This window comes from Enterococcus ureilyticus, from assembly GCF_001730315.1.
Classification (GTDB): Bacteria; Bacillota; Bacilli; order Lactobacillales; family Enterococcaceae; genus Enterococcus_L; species Enterococcus_L ureilyticus.
The window spans coordinates 114,870-139,484 of record NZ_MIKC01000002.1; the positions used below are offsets into that span (position 1 = coordinate 114,870).

General features: G+C 36.0%; 19 protein-coding genes. 15 read left to right on the top strand and 4 right to left on the bottom strand.

The window, feature by feature from the left end; translation table 11 throughout:
* Positions 1–186: 186 nt before the first annotated feature.
* A complete protein-coding gene (locus tag BCR24_RS02255) occupies positions 187–1,077 on the bottom strand; it encodes a VOC family protein (RefSeq protein ID WP_069638942.1) in 891 nt (296 codons plus the stop codon).
* A 162-nt stretch (positions 1,078–1,239) separates the two neighbouring features.
* Here BCR24_RS02255 and queA point away from each other — a divergent pair, with 162 nt between their 5' ends.
* Entirely contained in the window at positions 1,240–2,271 is a 1,032-nt protein-coding gene (gene queA / locus BCR24_RS02260; RefSeq protein WP_069638943.1) for a tRNA preQ1(34) S-adenosylmethionine ribosyltransferase-isomerase QueA, read from the top strand.
* 142 nt (positions 2,272–2,413) lie between these two features.
* Here the strand turns inward: queA and spx are convergent, their stop codons facing one another.
* Entirely contained in the window at positions 2,414–2,812 is a 399-nt protein-coding gene (gene spx, locus BCR24_RS02265) for a transcriptional regulator Spx (RefSeq protein ID WP_069638944.1), read from the bottom strand.
* Between the two features lie 391 nt (positions 2,813–3,203).
* Between spx and lanM the strand changes: the two genes are divergently transcribed.
* A complete protein-coding gene (gene lanM / locus BCR24_RS02270) occupies positions 3,204–6,104 on the top strand; it encodes a type 2 lanthipeptide synthetase LanM (protein WP_069638945.1) in 2,901 nt (966 codons plus the stop codon).
* An 81-nt stretch (positions 6,105–6,185) separates the two neighbouring features.
* Positions 6,186–6,353: a hypothetical protein gene (locus tag BCR24_RS16805; RefSeq protein ID WP_167351659.1), complete on the top strand. Its 168-nt coding sequence runs from the start codon at positions 6,186–6,188 to the stop codon at positions 6,351–6,353.
* A 51-nt stretch (positions 6,354–6,404) separates the two neighbouring features.
* Here BCR24_RS16805 and BCR24_RS02275 read toward each other — a convergent pair whose 3' ends face one another.
* The gene (locus BCR24_RS02275) at positions 6,405–6,737 is read right to left on the bottom strand and encodes a hypothetical protein (RefSeq protein ID WP_069638946.1); all 333 of its coding nucleotides are present in this window, start codon (positions 6,735–6,737) and stop codon (positions 6,405–6,407) included.
* Positions 6,738–6,756: 19 nt separating this feature from the next.
* Entirely contained in the window at positions 6,757–7,011 is a 255-nt protein-coding gene (locus BCR24_RS02280) for a helix-turn-helix transcriptional regulator (protein ID WP_010762625.1), read from the bottom strand.
* 695 nt (positions 7,012–7,706) lie between these two features.
* Between BCR24_RS02280 and BCR24_RS02285 the strand changes: the two genes are divergently transcribed.
* From BCR24_RS02285 to BCR24_RS02340, 12 genes are all read left to right on the top strand, one after another.
* Positions 7,707–10,343 (top strand): calcium-translocating P-type ATPase, PMCA-type, encoded by a 2,637-nt coding sequence (locus BCR24_RS02285; RefSeq protein ID WP_069638947.1) that lies wholly within the window; start codon positions 7,707–7,709, stop codon positions 10,341–10,343.
* A gap of 571 nt (positions 10,344–10,914) precedes the next feature.
* On the top strand, positions 10,915–12,861 hold the full coding sequence (locus BCR24_RS02290) for a KUP/HAK/KT family potassium transporter (protein ID WP_167351660.1): 1,947 nt from the start codon (positions 10,915–10,917) through the stop codon (positions 12,859–12,861).
* Positions 12,862–12,988: 127 nt separating this feature from the next.
* Entirely contained in the window at positions 12,989–14,287 is a 1,299-nt protein-coding gene (locus BCR24_RS02295; protein WP_069638949.1) for a hemolysin family protein, read from the top strand.
* 185 nt (positions 14,288–14,472) lie between these two features.
* Positions 14,473–15,390 (top strand): L-lactate dehydrogenase, encoded by a 918-nt coding sequence (locus BCR24_RS02300; protein ID WP_069638950.1) that lies wholly within the window; start codon positions 14,473–14,475, stop codon positions 15,388–15,390.
* A gap of 38 nt (positions 15,391–15,428) precedes the next feature.
* Positions 15,429–16,154, top strand: a complete 726-nt coding sequence (locus BCR24_RS02305) for an epoxyqueuosine reductase QueH (protein WP_069638951.1) — start codon at positions 15,429–15,431, stop codon at positions 16,152–16,154.
* A gap of 168 nt (positions 16,155–16,322) precedes the next feature.
* Positions 16,323–18,587 (top strand): 5-methyltetrahydropteroyltriglutamate--homocysteine S-methyltransferase, encoded by a 2,265-nt coding sequence (gene metE / locus BCR24_RS02310; protein ID WP_069638952.1) that lies wholly within the window; start codon positions 16,323–16,325, stop codon positions 18,585–18,587.
* Positions 18,588–19,451, top strand: coding sequence for a methylenetetrahydrofolate reductase [NAD(P)H] (gene metF / locus BCR24_RS02315; protein WP_069638953.1), 864 nt, complete (start codon positions 18,588–18,590; stop codon positions 19,449–19,451). It abuts the gene before it with no gap.
* A gap of 613 nt (positions 19,452–20,064) precedes the next feature.
* Entirely contained in the window at positions 20,065–20,973 is a 909-nt protein-coding gene (locus tag BCR24_RS02320) for a signal peptidase I (RefSeq protein ID WP_069638954.1), read from the top strand.
* 65 nt (positions 20,974–21,038) lie between these two features.
* The gene (locus tag BCR24_RS02325; RefSeq protein ID WP_069638955.1) at positions 21,039–22,289 is read left to right on the top strand and encodes a hypothetical protein; all 1,251 of its coding nucleotides are present in this window, start codon (positions 21,039–21,041) and stop codon (positions 22,287–22,289) included.
* A 39-nt stretch (positions 22,290–22,328) separates the two neighbouring features.
* A complete protein-coding gene (locus BCR24_RS02330; protein ID WP_069638956.1) occupies positions 22,329–23,060 on the top strand; it encodes an LPXTG cell wall anchor domain-containing protein in 732 nt (243 codons plus the stop codon).
* A gap of 15 nt (positions 23,061–23,075) precedes the next feature.
* The gene (locus tag BCR24_RS02335; protein WP_069638957.1) at positions 23,076–23,918 is read left to right on the top strand and encodes a BsaA family SipW-dependent biofilm matrix protein; all 843 of its coding nucleotides are present in this window, start codon (positions 23,076–23,078) and stop codon (positions 23,916–23,918) included.
* Between the two features lie 12 nt (positions 23,919–23,930).
* A complete protein-coding gene (locus BCR24_RS02340; protein ID WP_069638958.1) occupies positions 23,931–24,551 on the top strand; it encodes a hypothetical protein in 621 nt (206 codons plus the stop codon).
* The last annotated feature ends 64 nt before the right edge of the window (positions 24,552–24,615 follow it).

The window sequence follows — 24,615 nt, forward strand, 5'->3', positions numbered from 1 at the left end:
AGGATCAAAGACGTACAAGTGCTGGTAGAATCGTTGAAGTGGTAATGTTCTGTGCAGCAAAATGTAGTTTTTGATACTTTAAAGGATACAAGCAGGAGGAAAGAAATAATAAGAATGGTCTATTCTAGCTAAACCAGTCTATTATTATCTTACACACCTGCTTGTATTTTTGAGTATAAAAAAGCTCTATTGTTCTTTATAAATAGTTGTTTCGATTTCTAATCGTTTTTCTTCTAAAAAAGGCGGCAAAGCAAGGTGTTCTCCCAATGAATTTAAGGGCTCATCGATCGTAAAACCAGGACTTAGAGTAGCAAACTCAACACGCATACCACCAGGTTCTTTGATGTAGAGGCTTTTAAAATAGCCGCGGTGTACTGATTTTTCAATATTCCAGCCTTGGTTTTGCGCTTTGTTATGAAGTTTATCTAGCGCTTGTTCATCATTGACTGAAAAAGCAATATGATCCATACTTCCTCGTCCCATCCGTGTTTTCTCAGTTGTTTCTGTTGGTAAGAGCTGAATAAAATCTGTTTCATTTAGCTGGATACGTCCTTGATTATTTTTCCATCCTAACAATCGATAGAAAAAGTCTGCTGTTTTGTCAAGTTCAGCACTATGAAATTCAGTAGAAGAGAGACCAAGAATTTGCTTATCTCCTGGAATAGCATTTTTAACCTGCAAATTCTGTTCTAATGGACCTTGTTCCACTTCAATCAAGCGTAAATCTACGTGATCCTCATCTGTAAAATGGAGTAGGTTATCTTCTTTAACGAATTTGATTTGTGCATCAGCTAAACGTTGGGCCCAAAAATCTAGGCTGCCTTTAGGGATTTTTAAACCAATCGTGCTTAAAAAAGAATCGTTATCATAACGTCGTCCAAGTGCAGGAACTATAAAAAACGTAATAACTGATCCAGGCGTTCCAGCATAATCACCATAATAATAGTGAAGCATTTTATGATTCTCTTGGTTGACTGTTTTCTTTACAAAACGTAAACCAAGAATAGTTGTGTAAAAAAAATGATTTCTCTCAGCAAATCTAGTTAATAGTGAAATGTGATGGATAGGTGCAAACATAGCGGTTCCTCCTTTTTTTAAAAAACTTACTTTTAGTAAGTGTAACGTTTGAAAAAGACAGTTTCAAGTAATTTGTCTTTTTGAGAAATGCTTTCTTCATAGCCAGATACTATAAAAAATGGTAGAATGACCAAGACAAATCAAGGAGAAAGAGTGACAACTATGTTAAGTACAGAAGATTTTGATTTTGATTTACCTGAAGAACTGATTGCGCAAACCCCTTTAAAAGATCGAACGAGTTCACGTCTTTTAGTCTTAAATCATGAGACAAAAGAAATTGAAGATAAACATTTTCATGACATCATTGATGAATTAAAGGCTGGAGATGCACTAGTCATGAATGATACAAGAGTACTTCCAGCTCGATTGTACGGTGAAAAACCAGAAACGGGTGGTCATTTAGAAGTCCTTCTTTTGACTAACACTGTAGGGGATACGTGGGAAACATTGATCAAACCAGCCAAACGAGCAAAAGTTGGGACCAAAATCAGTTTTGGTGATGGTCGTTTAACAGCAACTGTCGTTGAAGAATTAGAACATGGCGGTCGGATCGTCACGTTTAATTATGAAGGAATTTTCTTAGAAATCTTGGAGTCACTGGGAGAAATGCCCTTGCCTCCGTATATCAAAGAACGGTTAGAAGATCCTGAACGATATCAAACGGTGTATGCTAAAGAAAATGGCTCTGCAGCAGCTCCTACAGCGGGTTTACACTTTACGCAGGAATTACTTGCTAAAATCCAATCAAAAGGCGTGAAGCTCGTTTATTTGACCTTACACGTGGGATTAGGCACATTCCGCCCTGTAAGTGTGGAAAATATTGCAGAACATGAAATGCATAGTGAATTTTATCGTCTAACTGAAGCAGCAGCAGAACAACTGAATGAAGTTCGTAAAATGGGCGGTAGAATTGTTGCGGTTGGGACAACATCGATTCGAACATTAGAAACAATTGGAACAAAATTTGACGGACAAATCAAAGCTGATAGTGGTTGGACAGATATTTTTATCACACCCGGCTATGAATTTAAAATTGTTCAAGCCTTTTCGACTAACTTTCATTTACCGAAGTCGACCTTAGTGATGCTTGTTAGTGCTTTTGCCGGCAAAGATCTGACCCTTACGGCTTACCAGCATGCAATCGATGAACGCTATCGCTTCTTTAGCTTTGGCGATGCGATGTTCGTAAAATAATCTAAGCTAAAAAACTCATTCTCTTTTAACTGAACACCAGTGAAGAATAAATACGCTGCAAACGTGCAAAGGTATTTATTCCACATGTTCTAGCTAGAAACAGAATGAGTTTTTTTGATTTTTTACTTCGAGGTAGTAACAGTCATAAGCCGCTTAAAAGTAAAGTTTGTGATAATTCTCTTTTGCGAACAGCTCTAGGTAAGAAACAGCGAATTTCATCTTCATTAAAGCCGATTTGTAATCTTTTTTCATCGATCATGATTGGACGACGTAATAGTCCAGGATTATCTTTTACCAACTCTAGTAATACATGTAAAGGAAGCTCATTAATATCTGTATCTAGTTTTTGGAAGACCTTGGATCGGATGGAGATAATATCTTCCGTGCCTTCTTCGGTAAGGATCAATATATTTTTTAGTTCGTCTAATGTAATAGGAGTAGTGCCAAAATTCTTTTCCTCAAATGGAATATCATGGTCAATTAGCCATCTACGTGCTTTTCTACATGACGTACAACTATTGGTGGTATATAATTTTAACATATTTTTTCATATCCTTTCAAAAATATTGGTACATACCTCTTAATAACTATAATATACGAAAAGTAAAAAATTCACAAAACAAATGCTTACAAAATAGCTGTTTATTTCTATCAAAAGGCTGAAATAACTAAAAATTCACAATCTTTTGTTATTTTTGTTGAATAATTTTCAAGGTTGATCGTAATAGAGGGAAGCAGACATGTTATGTATAGTTTTGGTAAATTAGATAAGCTTTTCACTATTTTTTGATAACGCTTTCGGTAGGCGTGGGAATTTGTTTTTAGTGAGTAGTGTTAGAAGGTTCGGACAGATAGTCACAAAATAACCATAGTATTTTGGCTATTTATTTATTATTATAAAGAAGAACAGAGAAAATAAAGGAGAGGTAATGATGATTGAGGAGTTGACATATAGTTATGCTACAACAATGTCCGAAAGAATCCAAAGTTGGAAAGCGTTGGATTTAGGAGACGATGGACAAGAATACTTAGCGCAATGGCAAGCGCGTAAAAGTTTAATGAAACTAGCTGACTATGATAAAATGCTTAAAAGCTATCACTTAGATGAACAAACGTATAGTGTTGGATTGCTCCCTTTCACTGAAAAGCGGGCACAGTCATTACTTCCGACTGTCGAAAAAAGTGACTGGTTTCAATTACATAGACAGCTATTTAAGTCTGAGATTACGATAAAAGAAATGAGTTTATCCGCAGCATTACGTTTTCATCTACATTATTATGAAGAACATATTAGATATCTGAGAGATAAATTTTCTTTGATTCAGTTATCAGAAAGAGTAATCAAAGAACTCATTGATCAATTGTCAAAAGAACTTTTTTTCCTTGCACAAAAAACATTGGTTTGGGATATTCATCAAATGATTGAAGAATATCAATTACAAGCGGCAACAAAAGAGGAAGAATTTACTAAATATATCGAAGAATTCCTTGGTGATAAACAAAGAACCTATCTTTTTTATGGTGAATATCCAACTCTTGCTAGAATTCTTGCAGTTAGATTGACCTTTGCTTGTGAAATGATTGAAGAATTCTTTGCTTCGCTAAATGATTCAACAGAACAATTGGCGGAAACCTTTGCTATTTCGACTCCGCTAATACTTACTCAAATAAAGCTAGGGCAAGGAGATAGTCATGATCGTGGGAAATCAGTAATCCAGTTTCAAGTGCAGGAGCAGTCGCTGATTTTCAAATTTAAAAATTTGAAAATAGGCGAAGGGTTCAATGATCTACTAAAGTATCTAGAAGACTTAGATAAAACGTTATCGTTCTATAAAATCAAACGAATTATCGCATCAAACTTTACGATTGAAGAAAAAATTGCTTATCAAGAATGTCAAAATGAAAGGGATGTGGTGGACTTTTATCAAAGGTACGGACAACTGTTAGCTGTTGTCTATTGGTTAGGCGCAACTGACTTACATATGGAAAATTTGATTGCCAGCGGATCGTATCCTGTCTTGATCGATGTAGAAACACTAATTCGTCCTGAAATGTTTAAACAAACACAAAAATTATCACGACAAACTAGAATAGAAAAACACTCTGTGATCGTTTCAGGATTATTGCCGCAAAAAAAACAATGGAAACGTGTACTAGAAATGGATGCATTATCTGGGACAAAGCAAAAATTACCTGAAAAAGTTAGAAGACTGCGAAATACTCGTTCCAGTGATATCGCATTTCAACTAGAAGAAGGATACATGGATGGGGCTCAAAATATTCCTTGTTTAGCAGGAAAAGAAGTTGATTATAAACATTATCGTGATGTGATCCAAACTGCGTTTCAAGCAACCAATCGCCTATTATTAAAAAATAAGGCAGCCTTTATTGCAAAAGTCAAAGCGTTATTTGCAAATCAGACGATTCGATTGATTTACAGAGATACACAAAATTATGGAGATTTATTGAATTTTACATTGCATACTGAGAGTATGTCAAACTATATTGAACGAGAAAAGATTATTGAGAATTTATGGGCGAGTAAAATCATTCCGGAAGCCTTGATTCCTTTTGAAGTTCAAGCGATGTTGGATCATGATGTTCCTTTATTTACGGCCAATACCTCTTTAACGAATGTCTATACTAACAATCAAGAGTTGCCTAAATTATTAAGAAAGACACCGCTACAAGATACTATTGAACACATGGAACAGATAACAGAGAAAACAAGTAATTTTTCCTATCTATTACTAAAGGAAAGCTTAGGGACTTTAGAATATCAGGAACAACCAATAACAATATCCAAGAGAAATCACTCAATCAAACAGCCATTCCTACAAAAAGCCGCAGATATTGGGGATACGATCATTGACCAACTGGTATTAGATCAAACAAATGGTGAAATTGACTGGATGTCGGTTTTGCCTGAATCTGATAAAGAGATAGGGATTGTATACCCTAGTACGAATCTTTACGAAGGAAGCGCAGGAATCTATCTATTTTTCATCTACCTGAATCATTTTGCTCCAAAGAGTAGCTACCAAAAAGTAATCGAATTATTGGAAAAAGAGATTTTTCAAACATCGGTGGATAAAAATAGCTATGAGAGTGCTTTTTTTGACGAAGGAATGCGTTTAACAGTAGCTTTTTATGTGACAAAGTTACTTGATGATTCAAAACATCGGACCTATCTGGAAAAGAGTTTAAAAGCTTTAAAAACAGAGGACATACAAACAGAAAAACAATCAAATGAATGGCTGTATGGTAAAGCTAGCTTACTAGCTATTTTAGCAGCAGTTTATCAGGAGTTTCAAAGTGAAGAGGCCTATGAGCGGCTTTGGGACTACACACAAGTATTAAGCTGTCATGAAATGGCAGATAACAGCTTTGCTCATGGATATGCAGGTGTTTGTTATGGCCTAGTTAAAGCACATCACATCCTTCAAGAAACGTGGGTTGAAGAAAAACTTGGCTGGTATCAGGAACGATTTGAAGCAATGCTTGAAAGTGACGAAATCCAAAATGATTCTTGGTGTCGAGGGAGCGTAGGAATTAATGAGGTTTGCCAAGAGTTGGGCCTAGATTTTCCAGATAAAATGTCCAGAAGTGTAGAAAATAAAGAGCGGTTAGATGATTGCTTGTGTCATGGAAACTATGGAAGTGCAGACAATCGTTTGGATGATATTCAGTTATTATTAGGAGATGTTACCACACTAAAGTCTGATCCTGCGAACGTTCCTGTGAGCCTTTTTTGTGGTATAGCAGGGGTGGGATATCAACTATTGAGAGCTTACGATCCAGTAAATGTTCTCTCCTTGTTATTTATTAAGTGACACAAACTGAAAAAAGAACTTTACTTATCGGCGAGAACGCTTTATAATTTAGTTATTAACGCAAGGGGGAGAAATTATATCATGAGAAAATTATCAATTGAAAAAATGGAAGCAGCAAAAGATTTGAAGAAAGTAGATGAAGTTGTAGGAGCTTCATTTGAAAGAAGTAAAAATGCCGAGGATACTGATCGTTCAGAAACGATTGTTGCGAATACTGTTAATGGTTGGACACGTCTTATTTGTTTCTAGTAGGAATGATAAAATAAAAAAAGAATGGGATAAGTTTTTATCCCATTCTTTTTAATTTAATTTTCTTAAAATTAGTATACTAATTACGTTAGATCCAGAGATAATTACTAACATAAAATTTAATAACCAAGAATATGCGTTCACACTGCTAGAAGCAACATCATAGAAAAAGTTACCTAAAATGAAAATTGTGATCATAGTAACGATAAATGAAATAAAACTTGCCGTTGAAATGATTTTCTTTCCTCGTTCATCTTTTCCTTCTTTGCTAAAGAAAAAGTAGACTGAGTAAATAATAAATATCAATGAAAGTCCAATAATTAAAAAGCTAGACCAATGATTTACAGGCAAGTCATCAAAAAAAGATTTAAGTGATTCAGTCATAATTTATCCTTTCCTTCCGTTAGTCGGTTTCTTCGTTCGTTTGCTCGTCTTCTGTTAATTTCTTGAACGTGAAGATCTGTTCAATAGGCACTTCGAAAACGTCTGCTATGTCGTGAGCCAGTAAAAGGGAAGGATTGTACCTATTTCTTTCTAACTGAATAATTGTTTGTCTAGATACTCCCACCTTGTCAGCAAGTTCCTGTTGGGTCATGCGTTTCATGGCTCTGTAGACGTGAATGGAACTCTCAAAAGATGAGTTCTTCTTTTTTGGCAATGCAAATCCCTCCAATGGTCTAATTTATGTAGTAAATAAAAAGCGCATAGTCAATATACCATATCTTACTTTCACTTACAAATATCTTGCAAAGAAAAAAGCCAAGCTTCTCGATTAGCTTGGCTTTTGTTTCTGGAAGGAATCAGCGTATTGAATCATAAATGTTTTACTTTTCGTTATACATGTAAAGTAATTAGTCGAATTTCTTGTTCATAAACCAAATGTTGTTTTCATTACATTTTCTACATTTCTTTTTTTAAATTTTTTTAATCAAACTATCTTTATATGTGTTTTTTTATTGTATTTGGCTTGTTTCTACAAATTTTTGCACATATTCACTATTTGTAAAGATGTCTTTATGATTTTTATACTTTACATATATTTTTGTTGAAAGGTGAATGGTGTTCTGTTAACAATTTTGTGTTTAATTTTGTCATGCTTCGAGAAATTCTTCAATACAACTGATGGTACCTCCTTCCTTCTATAAACAGAATAGCATAATTAGTAAGCGTTTTCAAATAAAACGACTTTTGATTACAGAATAAAATTTTATTGGACGAATGATCTACTTTTAAAAAAAGTAAGCTAAAAAAATGAAAATTTAGCCATATTTATTGAAGTTTGAAAAAAAAACATGGTATAGTGAGTATAGATACTATATTAATAGAAGGAAAAAATAAGAATGGGGGGATAGGATGGAAGCATACAAACAACCTATCGAAACAATTATCAAAGAAGTGAATACGAATAAAGAGCAAGGATTAACGGAACAAGAAGTCAAGAGACGGCTTGCTGAGCATGGTGCCAATAAGTTCCATGAAGCCAAGAAAGAGTCGATAGTAAAGAAATTTCTTCATAGTTTATCTGATTTTACAACAATCATTTTATTGGTTGCGGCAGCTATCTCATTTTACACAGCCATTGCAACAGACCATGGGGATTATTTTGAAGGAATCTTGATTATCGCCATTGTGATCATCAATGCAGTATTAGCAATCGTTCAAGAGGGCAATGCTGAAAAATCGTTGGCCGCACTGCAGGATATGAACAAACAAAGTAGCTCTGTTTTACGTGACGGCAAAGTAGAAACGATCGATGCAGAGGATGTAGTCGTGGGTGACATACTTGTATTAGAATCAGGCTCCATGATTACAGCAGATGCTCGTTTGATCCAGGCATCACAACTTAGAGTAGAAGAATCAGCACTTACTGGAGAAAGTGAACCTATTGAGAAAGATTCGGAATACATAGGGAAACAAGATGCACCGATCGGTGATCAAATAAATATGGTCTTTAAAGGCTGTACTGTGGCAAATGGTCGTGGGCGAGCAATCGTTACGTCTACAGGAATGCAAACAGAGATGGGAAAAATCGCAGGCTTATTGAACGACGATGTGACCCAACAGACACCTTTGCAAAAACGTTTAAATCAATTAGGGAAGCGTATCAGTTTTATTGCTTTAGGAGCTGCGGCATTGGTATTTATCATAGGTGAACTACAAGGGGAACCTGTATTGGAAATGTTTATGACAGCTGTGTCCTTAGCAGTTGCAGCAGTGCCTGAAACACTGATGGTGATCGTAACATTAACACTTGCATATGGTGTGCAGAAAATGGCGAAAAAACATGCCATTATTCGTCGTTTGCCAGCGGTTGAAACATTAGGTACAGCAAATGTGATCTGTTCTGATAAGACGGGTACGCTGACGCAAAATAAAATGCGTGTAAGACGCGTTTGGTCACGCGGCGATGAAGTGACCGATACAGAAGATGCAATGACCGATGAAGCAATGGAAGTCTTGAAAATGGCCTCTTTGTGTACTGATGTGATCGTAGATAAAGATGGAGACGATTTAGTCATTCAGGGAAATCCTACTGAGGCAGCGATTGTCCGTGCTGTTGAGGAAAACTATCATACAAAGGCTGAATTGGAAGAAAAATATCCAAGAATCGGTGAAATTCCTTTTGACTCAGAACGTAAGATGATGACGACAGTTCATAAGATGGGGAAAAAATACATTTCTGTAACAAAAGGAGCCTTCGATGTCTTATTGACTCGCTTTCGTTTTGGAGATGTTGAACAGGCGGCTGTGGTCAATGACCGTTTTGGAAAACGTGCATTACGCGTAATAGCAGTTGGTTATGCAATCTATGATGAGGAACCCACGGAGATCACTTCAGAGGCTTTAGAGAAGAATCTACGTCTATTAGGATTGATTGGTATGATCGATCCGCCAAGACCAGAGAGTAAAGGTGCTATTGCCAGAGCCAAAAAAGCTGGGATCAAAACAGTGATGATCACAGGAGATCATGTGGTGACGGCTGGAGCAATTGCAAAAGAATTAGGCATTTTAACGGATAAAAGTGAAGCACTTACTGGCTCAGAACTGCAAAAAATGTCCGATGAAGAATTAGACTCTCGCGTGAAATCACTTTCTGTTTATGCTAGAGTAACGCCAGAAGATAAGATTCGCATCGTAAAATCTTGGCAGCGGACAGGTGCTGTTGTTGCAATGACAGGTGATGGTGTCAATGATGCACCAGCCTTAAAAGCGAGTGATGTCGGGTGTGCTATGGGAATCACAGGAACAGATGTAGCTCAAGGCGCAGCAGATATGATTTTGACGGATGATAATTTTGCTACGATTGTAGATGCTGTTGCTCAAGGGCGAGCAGTTTATCGTAATATTCGTAAGGCGGTAAACTTTTTATTAAGTTGTAATATTTCGGAGATTTTTATTGTACTGATTGCGATGTTACTTGGCTGGGGAGCACCATTCACAGCTGTTCAATTATTATTTGTAAATGTCGTAGCAGATGGTCTTCCAGGCTTTGCTTTAGGGAAAGAACCTGTTGAAAAAGGGATCATGGATGAAGCACCGATTCCTAGAAATGAAGGGATTTTTGCACGTGGTTTGTGGCAAAAAATCGGAATCAATGCCTTTGTCTTTACAGTTATCACACTGTTTGGTTTTTATTTAGGAGCAAATGTTGATTCTGTTTCCTACTTCTTTGAAGCAAGTCATGAAATCGGACAAACAGTTGCCTTCTTGATTTTAGCTTATTCATCGATCCTACATGTTTTTAATGTAAGAAGTACAGAATCGATTTTTAGAGTCAAGTTATCAACAAACAAATCACTTTTCGAAATGGCCGTGTTAGCAGTGATTATCACAACGGTTATCGCATTGTTACCATTTACACAGGATTTGTTTGGGTTAGTTCCAATTGGGATCAACCATTGGTTGTTAGTAATGGGCTTATCGATCATTCCGATTTTTGTGAATGAAATGATTAAATTCCACTACTCAACTGAAGACGACGAAGAATAAATTAATTATTGAAGGAACACTTGAAGGTTGATTTTCTTAATGAAAATCAGCATTTCAAGTGTTCTTTTTAGTTAAGTTAACTCAATTGAAAGAAGTCTTTGAAAATACTATTGAATTTATTTACATAAAAGACTTGCTAAAATAGTAAAGGAGTATTATAGTTGTTATCGAAATCAGTTATTTTGATTTTTTTCTACTATTTTTCAATTAAATCATAAATCGTAACCGATATTTTTGTTTGGACATCCAAATAAAAATCTTAGGGGAGTAGCAGCATAGTCTATCTATGTTTTTAGATCAACAGCAAGTGTGAAAACACTGGTCTAAGAATGAAATTGCGAGACCTAAGTGTAAGGGCCAAGTGTCGTTTCACTTAGGTCTCTTGTTATATTCAAAAGTGACAGTAGCATCTCATTTTTTTATAAAAAAGTGTGGTATCCTATTGAACTTTCGCATTATCTAGCTTTGCAGGCAAGCCTGCTCAGCGTTTAAATTGGAGGAGAATCTTGTGGTAGAGAAGTCTAAAGTTTCGCATCATCAGAAATTGACCGCTGCTGGTCTGTTAGTAGCAATGGGTGTCGTTTATGGAGATATCGGAACAAGTCCGCTGTATGTAATGAAAGCGATCGTAGGTGACAATGGAGGTCTTCAAAATGTTTCCGAAAATTTCATTATTGGTGCGGTATCATTGATTTTTTGGACATTAACGATTTTAACAACGATTAAATATGTTGTGATTGCGTTGAATGCGGATAACCATGGTGAAGGAGGAATATTTTCTTTATATACACTAGTACGTAAAAAAGGAAAATATCTGATCATTCCAGCTATGATCGGAGGAGCCGCACTGCTTGCAGATGGGGTCTTAACGCCTGCTGTAACAGTGACCACAGCAATCGAAGGTCTGCGGGGAATACCAGTGTTCTTTGATCGCTTTGGTAGTGATCAAAACATTATCGTGATGATTACTTTAGTGATTATTCTTATCTTATTTTCTGTCCAACGTTTTGGGACAGATGCAGTTGGTAAAGCGTTTGGACCGATCATGCTTGCTTGGTTTACATTCTTAGGTGTGATGGGACTAATCAATTTTGGACAAGACTGGACGGTGCTTCGTGCATTGAATCCTTATTATGCGATTCAACTGTTGCTTAGTCCTGAAAACAAATTAGGGATCTTCGTTTTGGGCAATGTTTTTCTAGCTACAACTGGGGCCGAAGCACTGTATTCTGATTTAGGTCACGTTGGAAAACATAATATTCGAGCTAGTTGGCCATATATCAAAGTTTGTTTGATTCTTAATTATTTAGGTCAAGCTGCTTGGATCTTAAGTGCCAAAAATGATCCATCTATTTTAGCGATTGAAAATTTAAATCCATTTTTCCAAATGATGCCAAATAGCATCATGCTTATCGGCGTTGTGTTTGCGACAGTTGCCGCTGTAATTGCTTCGCAGGCGTTGATTTCCGGTTCATTTACATTAGTGTCTGAGGCAATCAAATTAAAATTATTGCCAAGATTGAAAATTATTTATCCTGGTGCCAATATCGGTCAAATGTATATTCCAGCAGTCAACATGATGTTGTGGATCGTTTGTTCACTGATCGTTATCACCTTTAGAACCTCTACCCACATGGAGGCTGCTTATGGTCTGTCCATCACTGTAACGATGTTGATGACCACGATTTTATTAATGTTTTATTTACTTCAAAAAGGAGCGCCACGTTGGGTTGCTTATCTTGTTACATTGTTCTTTGGTAGCATCGAGTCGATCTTTTTTGTCTCAAGTATTGCGAAATTCTTCCACGGGGGGTATGTTGCTGTAGGGATCGCTTTATTGATTTTAGCTGTGATGACGATTTGGGAATGGGGCAATATCATCAAAGAGAAAACCTCTGATACCGTTCCACTGAAGCAGTATGTCGAACAATTGCGGATGCTAAAAGAGGACACGTCCGTTCCAAAATCGCAAACCAATGTTGTGTTTATGACTCCGGATACGATTGGTGACGAAATTGGACGCCAGATCATTTATTCAATCTTAGATAAACAGCCGAAACGAGCGAATGTATATTGGTTTGTTAATGTTGAAGTAACAGATGAACCTTTTACGAAAGAGTATTCTGTTGATATGATGGACACAGATTTTATTGTTCAAGTCCAACTATATCTTGGTTTCCATGTAGCGCAAGAAGTGAATGTCTATATCCGTCAAATCGTTTATGATTTAATGAAGGAAGGTCGCTTGCCAAAACAACCACAAAAATATTCATTGACACCAGGTCGTGAAGTTGGTGATTTCCAATTTATTATTATTCGAGAAGAATTATCAAAAGTAACAGAATTGAAGAAGTGGGATCGTCAAATCATGCAACTGAAATTAGCCATCAAAAAAAGAACAACTTCTCCAGAAAACTGGTTTGGTCTAGAATATAGTGAAGTAAAATACGAATCCGTTCCGTTGATTATTGGAGATGCGCGGAAAACGCGATTAAGGGAAAGAAAAGTGTTATTATAAAAAATTAAAATCTCTAAGACTGCCGCCGAAGGTCTTAGAGTTTTTTGTTTCTCCTCAATAGCTCCTATTCGCGCTAATTAAAGAGGACAAGTATAATAAGAGAGAAGAAGAAAAACGAGGTGTAAATATGCTTGCAATAAATTTTTTCATACTATTTTTAATGATTGCGATCACAGCATTTTTTGTAGCAAGTGAATTTGCTTTGGTCAAAATCCGAATGTCCAGGTTGGAGCAATTAAAAAAAGAGAATGTCAAGAACGCCGAACTAGCAATTCATGTAACACATCACTTGGATGCTTATTTATCGGCTAGTCAATTAGGAATCACATTGACAGGGTTGATTATTGGGTGGGTCGGTGAAGGATCAGTCGCGGCATTGTTGCATCCACTTATTGGAAACTTGCCGATCAGTACAGCCCTTAGCCGAACAATATCAGTTATTTTAGGGTTTGCTATCGTGACGTATGTCGATGTCGTTGTAGGTGAATTATTACCAAAAAGCTACAGTATTGCACAAACAGAGAAAGTCGTCTTAGGAATTGTTAAACCATTGCATTATTTTTATAAAGTGATGTATCCCTTTATCTGGTTATTGAATCATTCGGCAGCTAGATTGGGGAAACTGTTAGGGATCCGTTTGGTCTCAGAAGGTGAAGAAACATTGACTCAGGAAGAATTGTTATATGTAGCAGTTGATTCCTATAAAAAAGGTGAACTAACCAAAGAAGAATATCATTATATGGAAAATGTTTTTGAATTTGATGATACTTTAGCGAAAGAAATCCAAGTCGACCGAACATCGATGGAAGTGTTTGAAGCAGATGAAACGGTCGAACAAGCAATCCAACATTCACTAGAACGTGGGCATACGCGCTATCCAGTGATCGAAGAATCCAAAGATAATGTTCTTGGTTATGTAACGTTACCAGCCCTGATCAAGGAGTCGTTTACCGATAATCAAAGAAAAGTCAGTGAATTAGTTGAAGAACCGATTGTTGCTTTGGCGACAACGCCAATTAAGAGTCTTTTAACGATGATGCGCAAAGAAGGAAAGCATATCGCCATTTTAAAAGATGAATATGGTGGAACGACAGGGATGGTAACGATCGAGGACATTTTAGAAGAACTAGTTGGCGATATCAGAGATGAAACGGATTTAGAAAATGCCTTGGTCGCTAAAAAATCTGATAATAGCTATATTGTTTCTGGAAAAATCACACTTGATGATTTTGAGCGTTACTTTAAAGTGAAGCTCCCAACGTTCGAAGCGTCTGACATGTCTACATTAGCTGGCTTTATCGTAGAGAAAAAAAACAATCAAATTATAGTTGGCGATCAAATTGTGATTGATGATTTTACTTTTGAAGTACTAGATTATGAACATGCTCATATTGATTATTTTAAAGTAACAAGAGCCGTAAAATAAAGCGAATAAAAAAGTAAGCAGAACTACTTCTAGATTTTGCTTACTTTTTTATGTTATTGAAAGCAAGGTGAAAAGAACTATTTTTAGTGAGAATGCTAGAACAAACTAGTTAAACAAATTCTTGAAAAGAAGGTTGACCAAAGGTTTCGATTCAGCTAGGATTAATTGTAAAAGGAAGTGTTTGAATGCGTAAGGTAGGAATCATTGGTTTAGGACATGTTGGGGCAACTCTTGCTTATACCTTAGTAATGGAAAGTTTGGTTGACGAACTAGTTTTGATCGATAAAAATGAACAGTTGGCGGTTTCTGAGCAATATGATTTGGAAGATGCACAAGTTTTTTTAACAGGTAAAACAAAAATCCTCATTCAAGACTATCAAGCGTTAAAAGATGCAGCAATTATCGTTTTCTGTGCGGGACAAATCAGTGCACTTGGTGAGGATGGTGATCGGTTTAAGGAACTTGAGATCACTAGTAAAATAGTGGAAGAAACGGCGCCTAAAATCAAGCAGTCTGGTTTTACTGGCATTATTTTAACGATTACTAATCCATGTGATGTGATTGCGGCGTATATGCAAAAACTGACAGGATTTGAAACATCTAAAGTTTTTGGGACAGGGACAATGTTGGATACAGCTCGCATGAAACAAGCAGTAAGTCGAAATTTAGCAATTGATGGACGCAATATTGGCGGATATGTTTATGGCGAACATGGGGATTCCCAATTTGTTGCTTGGTCGACCGTAACGGTTGGAGATCAACCACTTTTGTCTTGGAATACTGAACTTGATTTAGAAAGCTTGGATGAAGATGTTAGAGCAGGAGGATGGAAGGCCTTTTTTGGAAAAGGTTATACAAGCTATGGTATCGCAACTTGTGCTGCTCGTCTGATTCGGATGATTTTGAACGATTCAAAATCAATCGTGCCTGTTTCAGCCTATAGTCATAAACTAGATGCCTATTATGGGCAGCCTGTTGTGATCGGGAAAAATGGTGTAGAATCGTTTGTTGACTGTTCGCTATCAGAAAAAGAATCTGGTTTATTAACACACTCTATTCAAATTATTAAAAATGGACTGGATAAACTGCCATTTAAACAGTAAAATAAAAGAGAAGGCTTATTAAGTATGGAGGCTATTCATTGATAAATTTAACAGAAATAACGGAGAAAATGTCTCCCAATCAAAAAATAAATTATGATCGCGTTTTACAAAAAGTTATCTTAGAATGGGAAAAGTCTGCTCTACGACCGACAATATTACTTCACAGCTGTTGTGCTCCTTGTAGCACATACTCTCTTGAATACCTGACGCAATATGCAGATGTTACGATTTTCTTTGCGAATTCCAATATTCATCCAAGAGCAGAATATCAACGTCGAGAAATTGTTCAACAAACTTTTGTAAAGGACTTTAATAAACAAACTGGCAGTAAAGTCAAATTTTTAGCTGCTCCTTATGAGCCAAATAAATTTATCCAAATGGTGCAGGAAAAAGAACTGACTGAAGAGCCTGAGGGTGGAAAACGTTGTTCAGCCTGTTTTCAAATGCGTTTAGATATTGTAGCGGAGAAAGCACAAGAATTAGGCTATGATTATTTTGGTAGTGCACTGACGTTATCACCAAAGAAAAATAGTCAATTGATCAACGAAATCGGAATCGATATTCAAAAATTTTATGCCACTAATTATTTACCTAGTGATTTCAAGAAAAACAATGGCTATAAACGTTCGATTGAATTATGTAAAGAGTATGATGTTTATCGTCAATGTTATTGTGGTTGCATGTTTGCTGCAACGAGGCAAGGCCTGGATTTGAAAGCTGTTAATAAAGAAGCAAAAGACTTTTTGGCGCAACAAGAAAAATAGTTTAAATAGTTGAATTAGAAGAAACAGAGCTATGACTCATAGAGTCATAGCTCTGTTTCTTTTATTAAATATAGTTTTAAACTATATTTACCAATAGTAAATAAGTGTTATTCTATATTTCTTTCTCGTGGTAAAGTAGTTGAAATACCTTATTGAAGGAGGAAAAGTATGAAAACATCAATTATTGGGTTCCCGCGGGTAGGAGAGTTAAGGGAATTAAAATTTGCAACAGAGAAGTATTTTAGAAAAGAAATCACAGCAGAAGAATTAGAAAAAAAAGGAAAAGAATTGCGCCTTAAACACTGGCAGTTGTTGGTCGATCAAGGAATTGATTTTATTCCGAGCGGTGATTTTTCATTTTTTGATACAATATTAGATACAGCAGTTTTGCTGAATCTCGTGCCTAAGAAATATCAAGAATTGGGATTGCCGCCATTAGAGACCTACTTTGCCTTAGCGCGAGGTTATCAGGGTGAGTCTGGTGACGTTACTGCTTTAGCTATGAAAAAATGGTTTAATACCAACTATCATTATATGGTTCCTGAAATCGATGATGATACAGAACTAAAACTAGTCGGCAATCAACTATTCACAACTTTCTCTGAAGCAAAAGAGGCTGGCATTCAGACTCGCCCAACAATAGTAGGGCCATTTACCCTATTGAAATTAGCAACCTATCACGGTCCCAAACAGGCAAAAGATTTTTATGAAGAGGCAATCATAGCCTATACACAAATCTTTGATCAACTAACAAAACTTGGTTGTGAATGGTTTCAAATCGATGAGCCGGCCTTGGTTTTAGATTTAACGCCAACAGATATTCAGCAATTTAGAGAATTGTATGAAAAGCTTTTAGCAAAAAAAGGTCAATTAAAAATCTTAGTTCAAACTTATTTCGGAGACGTTCGAAATGGGTATCAAGAATTAATTGAACTACCATTTGACGGGATTGGATTAGATTTTGTTGAGGGGCGAAAAACAATAGATTTACTCGAAGAACATGGGTTTTCAAAAGAAAAAACTTTATTTGCAGGCATTGTAAATGGAAAAAATATTTGGAAAAATAATTATCAAAAGACATTAGAATTACTAGAGATGATTCAACCGTTCGGTGATATTGTATTAAATACTTCCTGTTCATTACTTCATGTTCCATTTACCTTAGCGAATGAGAACGTGTTAGAAAAAGACGTGACAGCTTATTTTTCTTTCGCTGTAGAAAAATTAACCGAGTTAAATGATTTAAAAAAAATCCTTGAAGATAAAAAAATAAATCAAGATCTGTTAAAGGCGAACAGTGTATTATTTACTCAGGAACGTTTTGTCAAAAACAAACGAGTAGCAAAACAAATCGAAGCATTGACAAAGAATGATTATGTTCGTTTACCAAAATTGTCGGAACGAGCAATTATTCAAAAAGAGAAACTAGAACTACCTACTTTACCAACCACTACGATTGGTTCTTTTCCACAAACAAGAGAAGTCAAACAAAACCGGGCAAAATTCAAAAAAGGAGAAATCACAGAAGCTGAGTATATAGCGTTTAATCGGAAAAAAATCGATGAATGTATCGCTTTTCAAGAAACGATCGGCTTAGATGTTTTAGTTCATGGAGAATTTGAGCGGAATGATATGGTTGAGTATTTTGGTGAAAGTTTAGAGGGGTACTTATTTACTGAAAAAGCTTGGGTTCAATCGTATGGTACTCGTTGTGTCAAACCACCGATCATTTGGGGAGATGTTTCGCGCTCGAAACCAATTACTGTTGCGTATTCAAAATATGCGCAAACCTTGACCCATAAGCCAATGAAAGGGATGCTAACAGGTCCAGTAACAATCTTGAACTGGTCATTTCCGCGAGAAGATATTAGTTTAAAAGAAGCGACATTACAATTGGCTTTAGCAATTCAAGAAGAAGTTTTAGACTTAGAAGCGAATGGAATTGAAATCATTCAAATCGATGAAGCTGCTTTACGTGAAAAGCTACCATTACGTCAATCAGATTGGCATACTGAATATCTAGATTGGGCGATTCCAGCATTCCGACTTGTTCATAGTAAAGTACAGCCGACAACACAAATTCATACACATATGTGTTATAGCGAATTTGCCGATATTATTCAAGATATCGATCATATGGATGCGGATGTCATTTCCTTTGAAGCTTCCCGTTCAAATTTAGATATTTTAGATGCTTTAAAAGCAATCGATTTTCAAACGCAAGTGGGACCAGGAGTTTATGATATTCACTCGCCACGTGTTCCTTCAGTAGAAGAAATCGAAACAACGATCCAGAATATCTTAAATAAATTACCAATCGAAAAAATTTGGATCAATCCAGACTGTGGCTTAAAAACCCGCGGTGTATCAGAAACACAAGCAAGTTTGAAAAACTTAGTATTGGCAGCTAAAAAGGTACGTGGAGGGGTGTAAATGAGGACTGATACCTTGTTCAAAGAAAAGACCGTTTTCTCCTATGAAATTTTTCCACCTAGACGAACAGCACCAGTTGACACGATTTATCATACCTTAGATCGTTTGAAAGGCCAACAGCCTGATTTTATCAGTGTAACTTTAGGTGCTGGGGGAACCGGTGCTAACTTAAGTACAGCAGATATTGCACAGAAAATTCAAGATGAACAATTTTTACCTAGCGTAGCACATTTACCTGCTGTAAATTTTTCAAAAGATGAGATCAAAGTTATTTTAGAGGAACTTAAACAAAAAAAGGTAGAAAATATTCTAGCTTTAAGAGGAGATATTTTACCAGATAAAGAACCAAAGAAAGACTTTTCTTATGCGAATGATTTAGTCGCATTTATCCAAGAACAAGGTGATTTTAATATTATCGGTGCTTGCTATCCTGAAACCCATAGCGATGCCGCAAATTCAGTTGAAGATATCAGAAACTTAAAACGAAAAGTTGATTCTGGAGTCAATCAATTGATCAGTCAATTGTTTTTTGATAATAACTATTTTTATACATTCAAAGAAAAGTGTGATATTGCGGCTATTGAAGTACCGATTCAAGCGGGCATTATGCCTGTTGTCAATAAAAGACAAATTGAGCGTATGATAAAGATGTCTAATGTGACGTTGCCAACGAAATTTTTAAAGATGATGGAGCGTTATGAGCATAATCCGGAAGCTATTCGTGATGCAGGGATCGCTTATGCGATCAATCAAATTGTTGATTTAGTTTCACAAGGAACAGAAGGGATTCATCTTTATACGATGAATAACCCGTATGTAGCACAAAAAATCAGAGAAGCAACACGTAGTTTATTTGAAACGTAGCACAAAGTAGAATGTTCAGTTATGGAAAGGAAGAAGCCTCTTTTTTTAAACACTCTTTGCTTGATAATTATTTAAATCTAAAGTGCGAATTCAAAACAAGTAGTTTGTTTTGGGTTCGCACTTTTTTTGATAAAATGTTAAAAAATGAATAAATAACTTGTTTATTGTTATTTTTAAAGGATGAAAGTCCCCTTTTTTTTATCTAATTAAATAACATATAAATAAATTTCGTTTCATCTTTTCTTTTAGGTGTATTTATTTATTTTTTTGAAATTAAAAAACTTAGAATTAATGTAATTTTTTTAGAAAATTCCTTTTTTTTGAATAAACTCTAGTTTAACGAGGTTTATCGCTGTTTTTTATAAATTTTTGTGCTGTTTCCAATTTTAGATAAATCAGTTTCCTCTTTTAGTAAAAAATAATGACTGAAAAAAATAGAAATAGATTGACATAAAAAATAACAAGAGATATAGTTTACATGTGGATTAAAATAATAATGTATTGTCATGTTTTTTGTTTTTTATGGTTGTATCTTATTATTTGTTTTTATGAAAGTCATGATGAATGAAATTTTATATGACTGATTATCTATTGAAATGAAAGGAGATTGTATATGCCAAGAAGGACTCCTGTCCGAAAAAATCGCCGTTCTATAGATGAAGAGGTTAGGCAGAGTATTCCTAAAAAACGTTCACGCACTTATTTAGAGCCCGAAAGGATCTATATAGAAGACGAAAGCCATAGGCAACGTATTGGAAAGAAAAGAGGGCGGCCAACAGCGCAAAGCTCTCGTAATGATTTTTCCCAAAAGCCTAGACGATCTGAATATCAAGAGTCTCCTCGAAGGCATCGACCTCGTAGGCCTGACCAAGAACGCGGAGTAACAGCTGAGTATCTTAAAGGGCGTGAGCAACCATCTAAAAAAAGTTCAGGTATCCTAATATTTTCTTTTTTGAGCAATTTGGTATTTTATGGTCTTACGATTGGAATCATTTCGATGGCAGTGATGTTTTCATTTAGTTCGAAATCGACAGCCTCGATTTTTGGGTATCGGTTTTATACAGTTTTGACTAATTCGATGGTTCCACAAGAAAATGGTCCCAAAGGTGGTTTTTATGCTGGAGATATCGTTATTGTTAAATTGACAGATGGGAAAAAAGTCAAAAAAAATGATATTGTAACTTTTGCTGTGGGAGATGGCTCACGCTATCTAACTCACCGAATGGTGGAATACAAAAATGAATTGAACGGAGAAAAAGGAGATTATCTTGTTACTAAAGGAGATGCCAATAAGAGCAACGACCCGCCAATATCGGCAGACAGAGTATTAGGAAAAGTAGTATTTGCAGTGCCGAAGGTGGGAAGTATCATAGAATTTGCTCGAGAAGAATTTTGGGCTTGTTTAGTTTGTATTCTTTCTTTATATGGATTCTTTTTAGTATTGAAATCTTATCTGTTTACAGCAAATGAAGAGTCGGTTGGCAGGAAAAGAAGACGCCCAATGTATGAAAAGGGATATTAACACTATGCTTTACTTAAAAAAGCAAGTGAAAATATACATTATAATTTATAGGAGGATTATTTAAAATGAAAAAGAACAAAAAGAAAAAGTTGGCAGCAGCCACGGGATTAGCTTTAGTAGCATTCCTTGCAGGTACCTTTGCTTGGATCAATTCTCAAGACCAAAAAATTAACCGTGTTGATGCGGCTGCAATCAAAGATGACAGTGTTACTGTGGAGGAGAACTGGAAACCTAAGGATATTATCCCAGGAACAGAGGCTACCAAAGAAGTAGCTATCAAGAATACAGGGAACGTACCAGTATTTGTTCGTGTATCTTATGAAGAAGTTTTGAAACATTTAGCGGAAAAAGGTGCTGTAACAAACCGAGATACAGGTTGGAAGGCTAGTGCTACACCAAAACCGTTAGAAGATGATATTCCTGTTGAATATGACGGAGATAAGTATGTCAAACAAGCAAATGATTATACAGATGTAACAAGTAAGGTCAAAGATGCTGGAGGAGCAGCTATACCAGAAGGTGTAAAAGTTTATGCAAAAGGTTCTGTCACAACAAACCCTGTGACAAACGCAGATGTCACAACATTTACATATTCAGCATTCTATGAATATGCACCAGGTAAATATCAAGCAATGGAAACTAATGTGTCCGTGGCTGGAGGAAATACTGCTGGAACATCAGTAGAAAACTGGGATTTTGCTTTATCTAAAGCGAAATATTCAGTTTACAGTGGTGGCTACAAATATGCAGTATCAAACTGGGCAGCCTCTACTTTAGATGGAGCGTCTACAGAAGCAACAGCAGCAAAAGCTGCTCTATTAGGAAGTGCTGGCAAAAAATACGACGTAGATTATGATTATACAGTCGCAACTTTAGGACTTGCAGCGATTCCACCAGTTTCTGTCGCAACAGCAGCTGATCAAGTACCAGTAGCTGATTCAGAGAAAAAAGGTGTTCAGACAGATAAGGCTGCGTTAAACGTTAGTGGGATAAACATTGAGTATGGCACAGATATGGCGACGATTGCGGATCTGAAGAATGATAAATGGGCATATAATAAAGAAGATGGCTATTTTTACTTTACAAGCCCAGTCAATTCTGGAGCAACAACACCGCACTTATTGAAAAAATTAGTGTTTACAAATTCTATAGGAAAAGAGTTTACAAATGCAACATACGACTTAATCATAAAAATGGAAGCCATTCAAGCAACTAAGGAAGCTTTGGTCGATAGTACTGGTTGGAATTTAAATGGAGCTGACGGTTCAGAAACAAAAAAAATCACGACTTATCTAGATGGTCAAGCAGTAAGCTAATTATGAATAAAGCGTAAAAAATGGGAAGGGGGAAAAATGATGCAGCAACAATTAAAGCGAAAACATCGATTATTTCTGGTGTTATGTAGTTTGTTAAGTCTGTATATCACTTTTACCAGTGGAACACTACTAGCTGTTGCCCGTCAAACCCTTCCTCCAGGAGTGGTCATTGGCGATGAAACTGGAGTATCTGCTTCTTCAGAAGGAGAGTACTATGTTGATTTGCCAAATGTCTTACCTGGAGAAAGTTATGAAAAAACAATTACGATTCGTAGTATGGATATAGAGGAACCATTTGAACTAGGTATTTTAGCAACCCCAAAGTCTACAAAAGGTGTAATTGATTTTGATAAACAGATCACATTGACCTTATCACTTGATGGGAAACAGTTGTATCAAGGGCCATTGTTAGGAAATGGGGAATTTGATTGGACCGTTCAGCCTTTGATAATAGGGACTTGTGAATATGGTAAGGATCAAATTTTGACGGCAGTATTTGAAGTAGACAAAGATTTAACTCTTGCAGACTATAAAGAAGACAGTCAATTACTATATCACTGGACATTTGTTGCAACAAAAAACCAGCCCGAGTCATCAGATACTAGTAGTAGCAAAGACTCCCCAGCAAAGGCGAAGCCCAAAGGCATGTTTCCGATGACTGGTGAAGAAATAAAAAATTTACTTTATAAAACCTTAGCTGGATTGTTGCTGATGTTGATCGCAATTTTATTATGGAAAAAGCGTAAAGATGAACAAAACAATATTGTGTAGAGGAGGGGGAGACCAATGAGAAAAGGAAGAAGATTATTGAAAACAATTAATCAAAATAAACCTTTTTTAGCCATATTTTCTGTGTTTTTAAGCTTATTACTGGTAGTGGGAAGTACATACTCTTGGATTACCTATAGTGATGAAAAAATCAACCCAAGTATGACCAATACAAAAAAGCTTTCTGCAACAATCGATGAAGTCTTTACCCCAAATCTGCAATGGATACCTGGAACAACGACGGAAATGAAATTATCAGTAAAAAATAATGGACAAATACCAGCCATTGTTCGCATCTCTTTATATGAGTTTTTAGGTCAATTTGAACAGGATATGACAGATGGGACAGGGAATGGCAGTCTAAAAACTGTCTCTAAATCAAGTGGCTCAGATATAAAGATGGAAGATGTCGCTACATGGACAAAAGGGAGTACATACAAGCTAGCTTCGGGAAAATATTATATAGCATCCAAGATTTATAAAGCGGATAAGAACAATTCAAATACAGCATATGTGTATGACGGGAATCGATTAACTGAAGAGCTTAATTATTTAACGATTCAATTTAATAGTACGGCTATCTATGATGTAAACAATAAACCCGCAACTGGGGTACGTCACTATTGGTATTATTCAGAAGGTTATTTTTATTACTCAGAGGTATTACAGCCTAAGGAACAAACGAAGCAGCTGATTCAAAGTGTGACAGTAGATAAAATGTTACCAAACAAATATAAAAGTTCGTTATATCAATTAATTCCAGTTATGGATGCTCATGATATTACAAAATCCTTACTAGCTGATTGGGAACTCACTTCTAATTCATATGTAGGAACAATGTATCGTGAAAAAGTTCGTTAGGAGGAATTCAAGATGAAAGACAAGAAAAAGTTTATCCGTTTTCTCTGGATGATCCCTGCGTTAATCATGTGTTTAGTTATTGGAAGTGTAGTAGCATATGCTGCAATGACAGTAAGGGAAGAGAAAGTAAATTTTTTTCAGATTGGAAATTTTCAAACTAAAATAGAAGAGGTTTTTAAAGAACCAACAACGATTTCACCAAATACTTCCGTTGAAAAGAAAGTAACTATAAAAAATACAGGCTCTGTTGATCAATTTATTCGAGTGATGATACTTCCGGAAATTCGTTTAGAAAGTGGTGAAAGTAATCGCTTGTTACCTTCAAAAATTGGTGAGGAAGTGCTTTTGGACCTGAATACGACACAATGGAAGTTGGGAGAAGATGGATATTATTATTATTTAAATGTCTTGGAATCTGATCCGTCTAAAGTTACAGAGAATTTGTTTACAAAAGTTACATTAAAAAAAGAGTTAGGTCAGGAGTATCAGAATGCCTCTTTCAATTTGTTAGTAAAAGTAGAGGCAATTAATTGTGCAAAATTTGCTTATCGTGATGCTTGGTGGCAAGGAACTACACCGAACAATGGGAATTTACAAATAATAGATAATCAATTAGCTGGAAAAGCAAAATAAGCTAGGCGCATGGAATAATTGTTCCATGTATGCCTTTTTCAATTATTCAACACTCATGAAATGA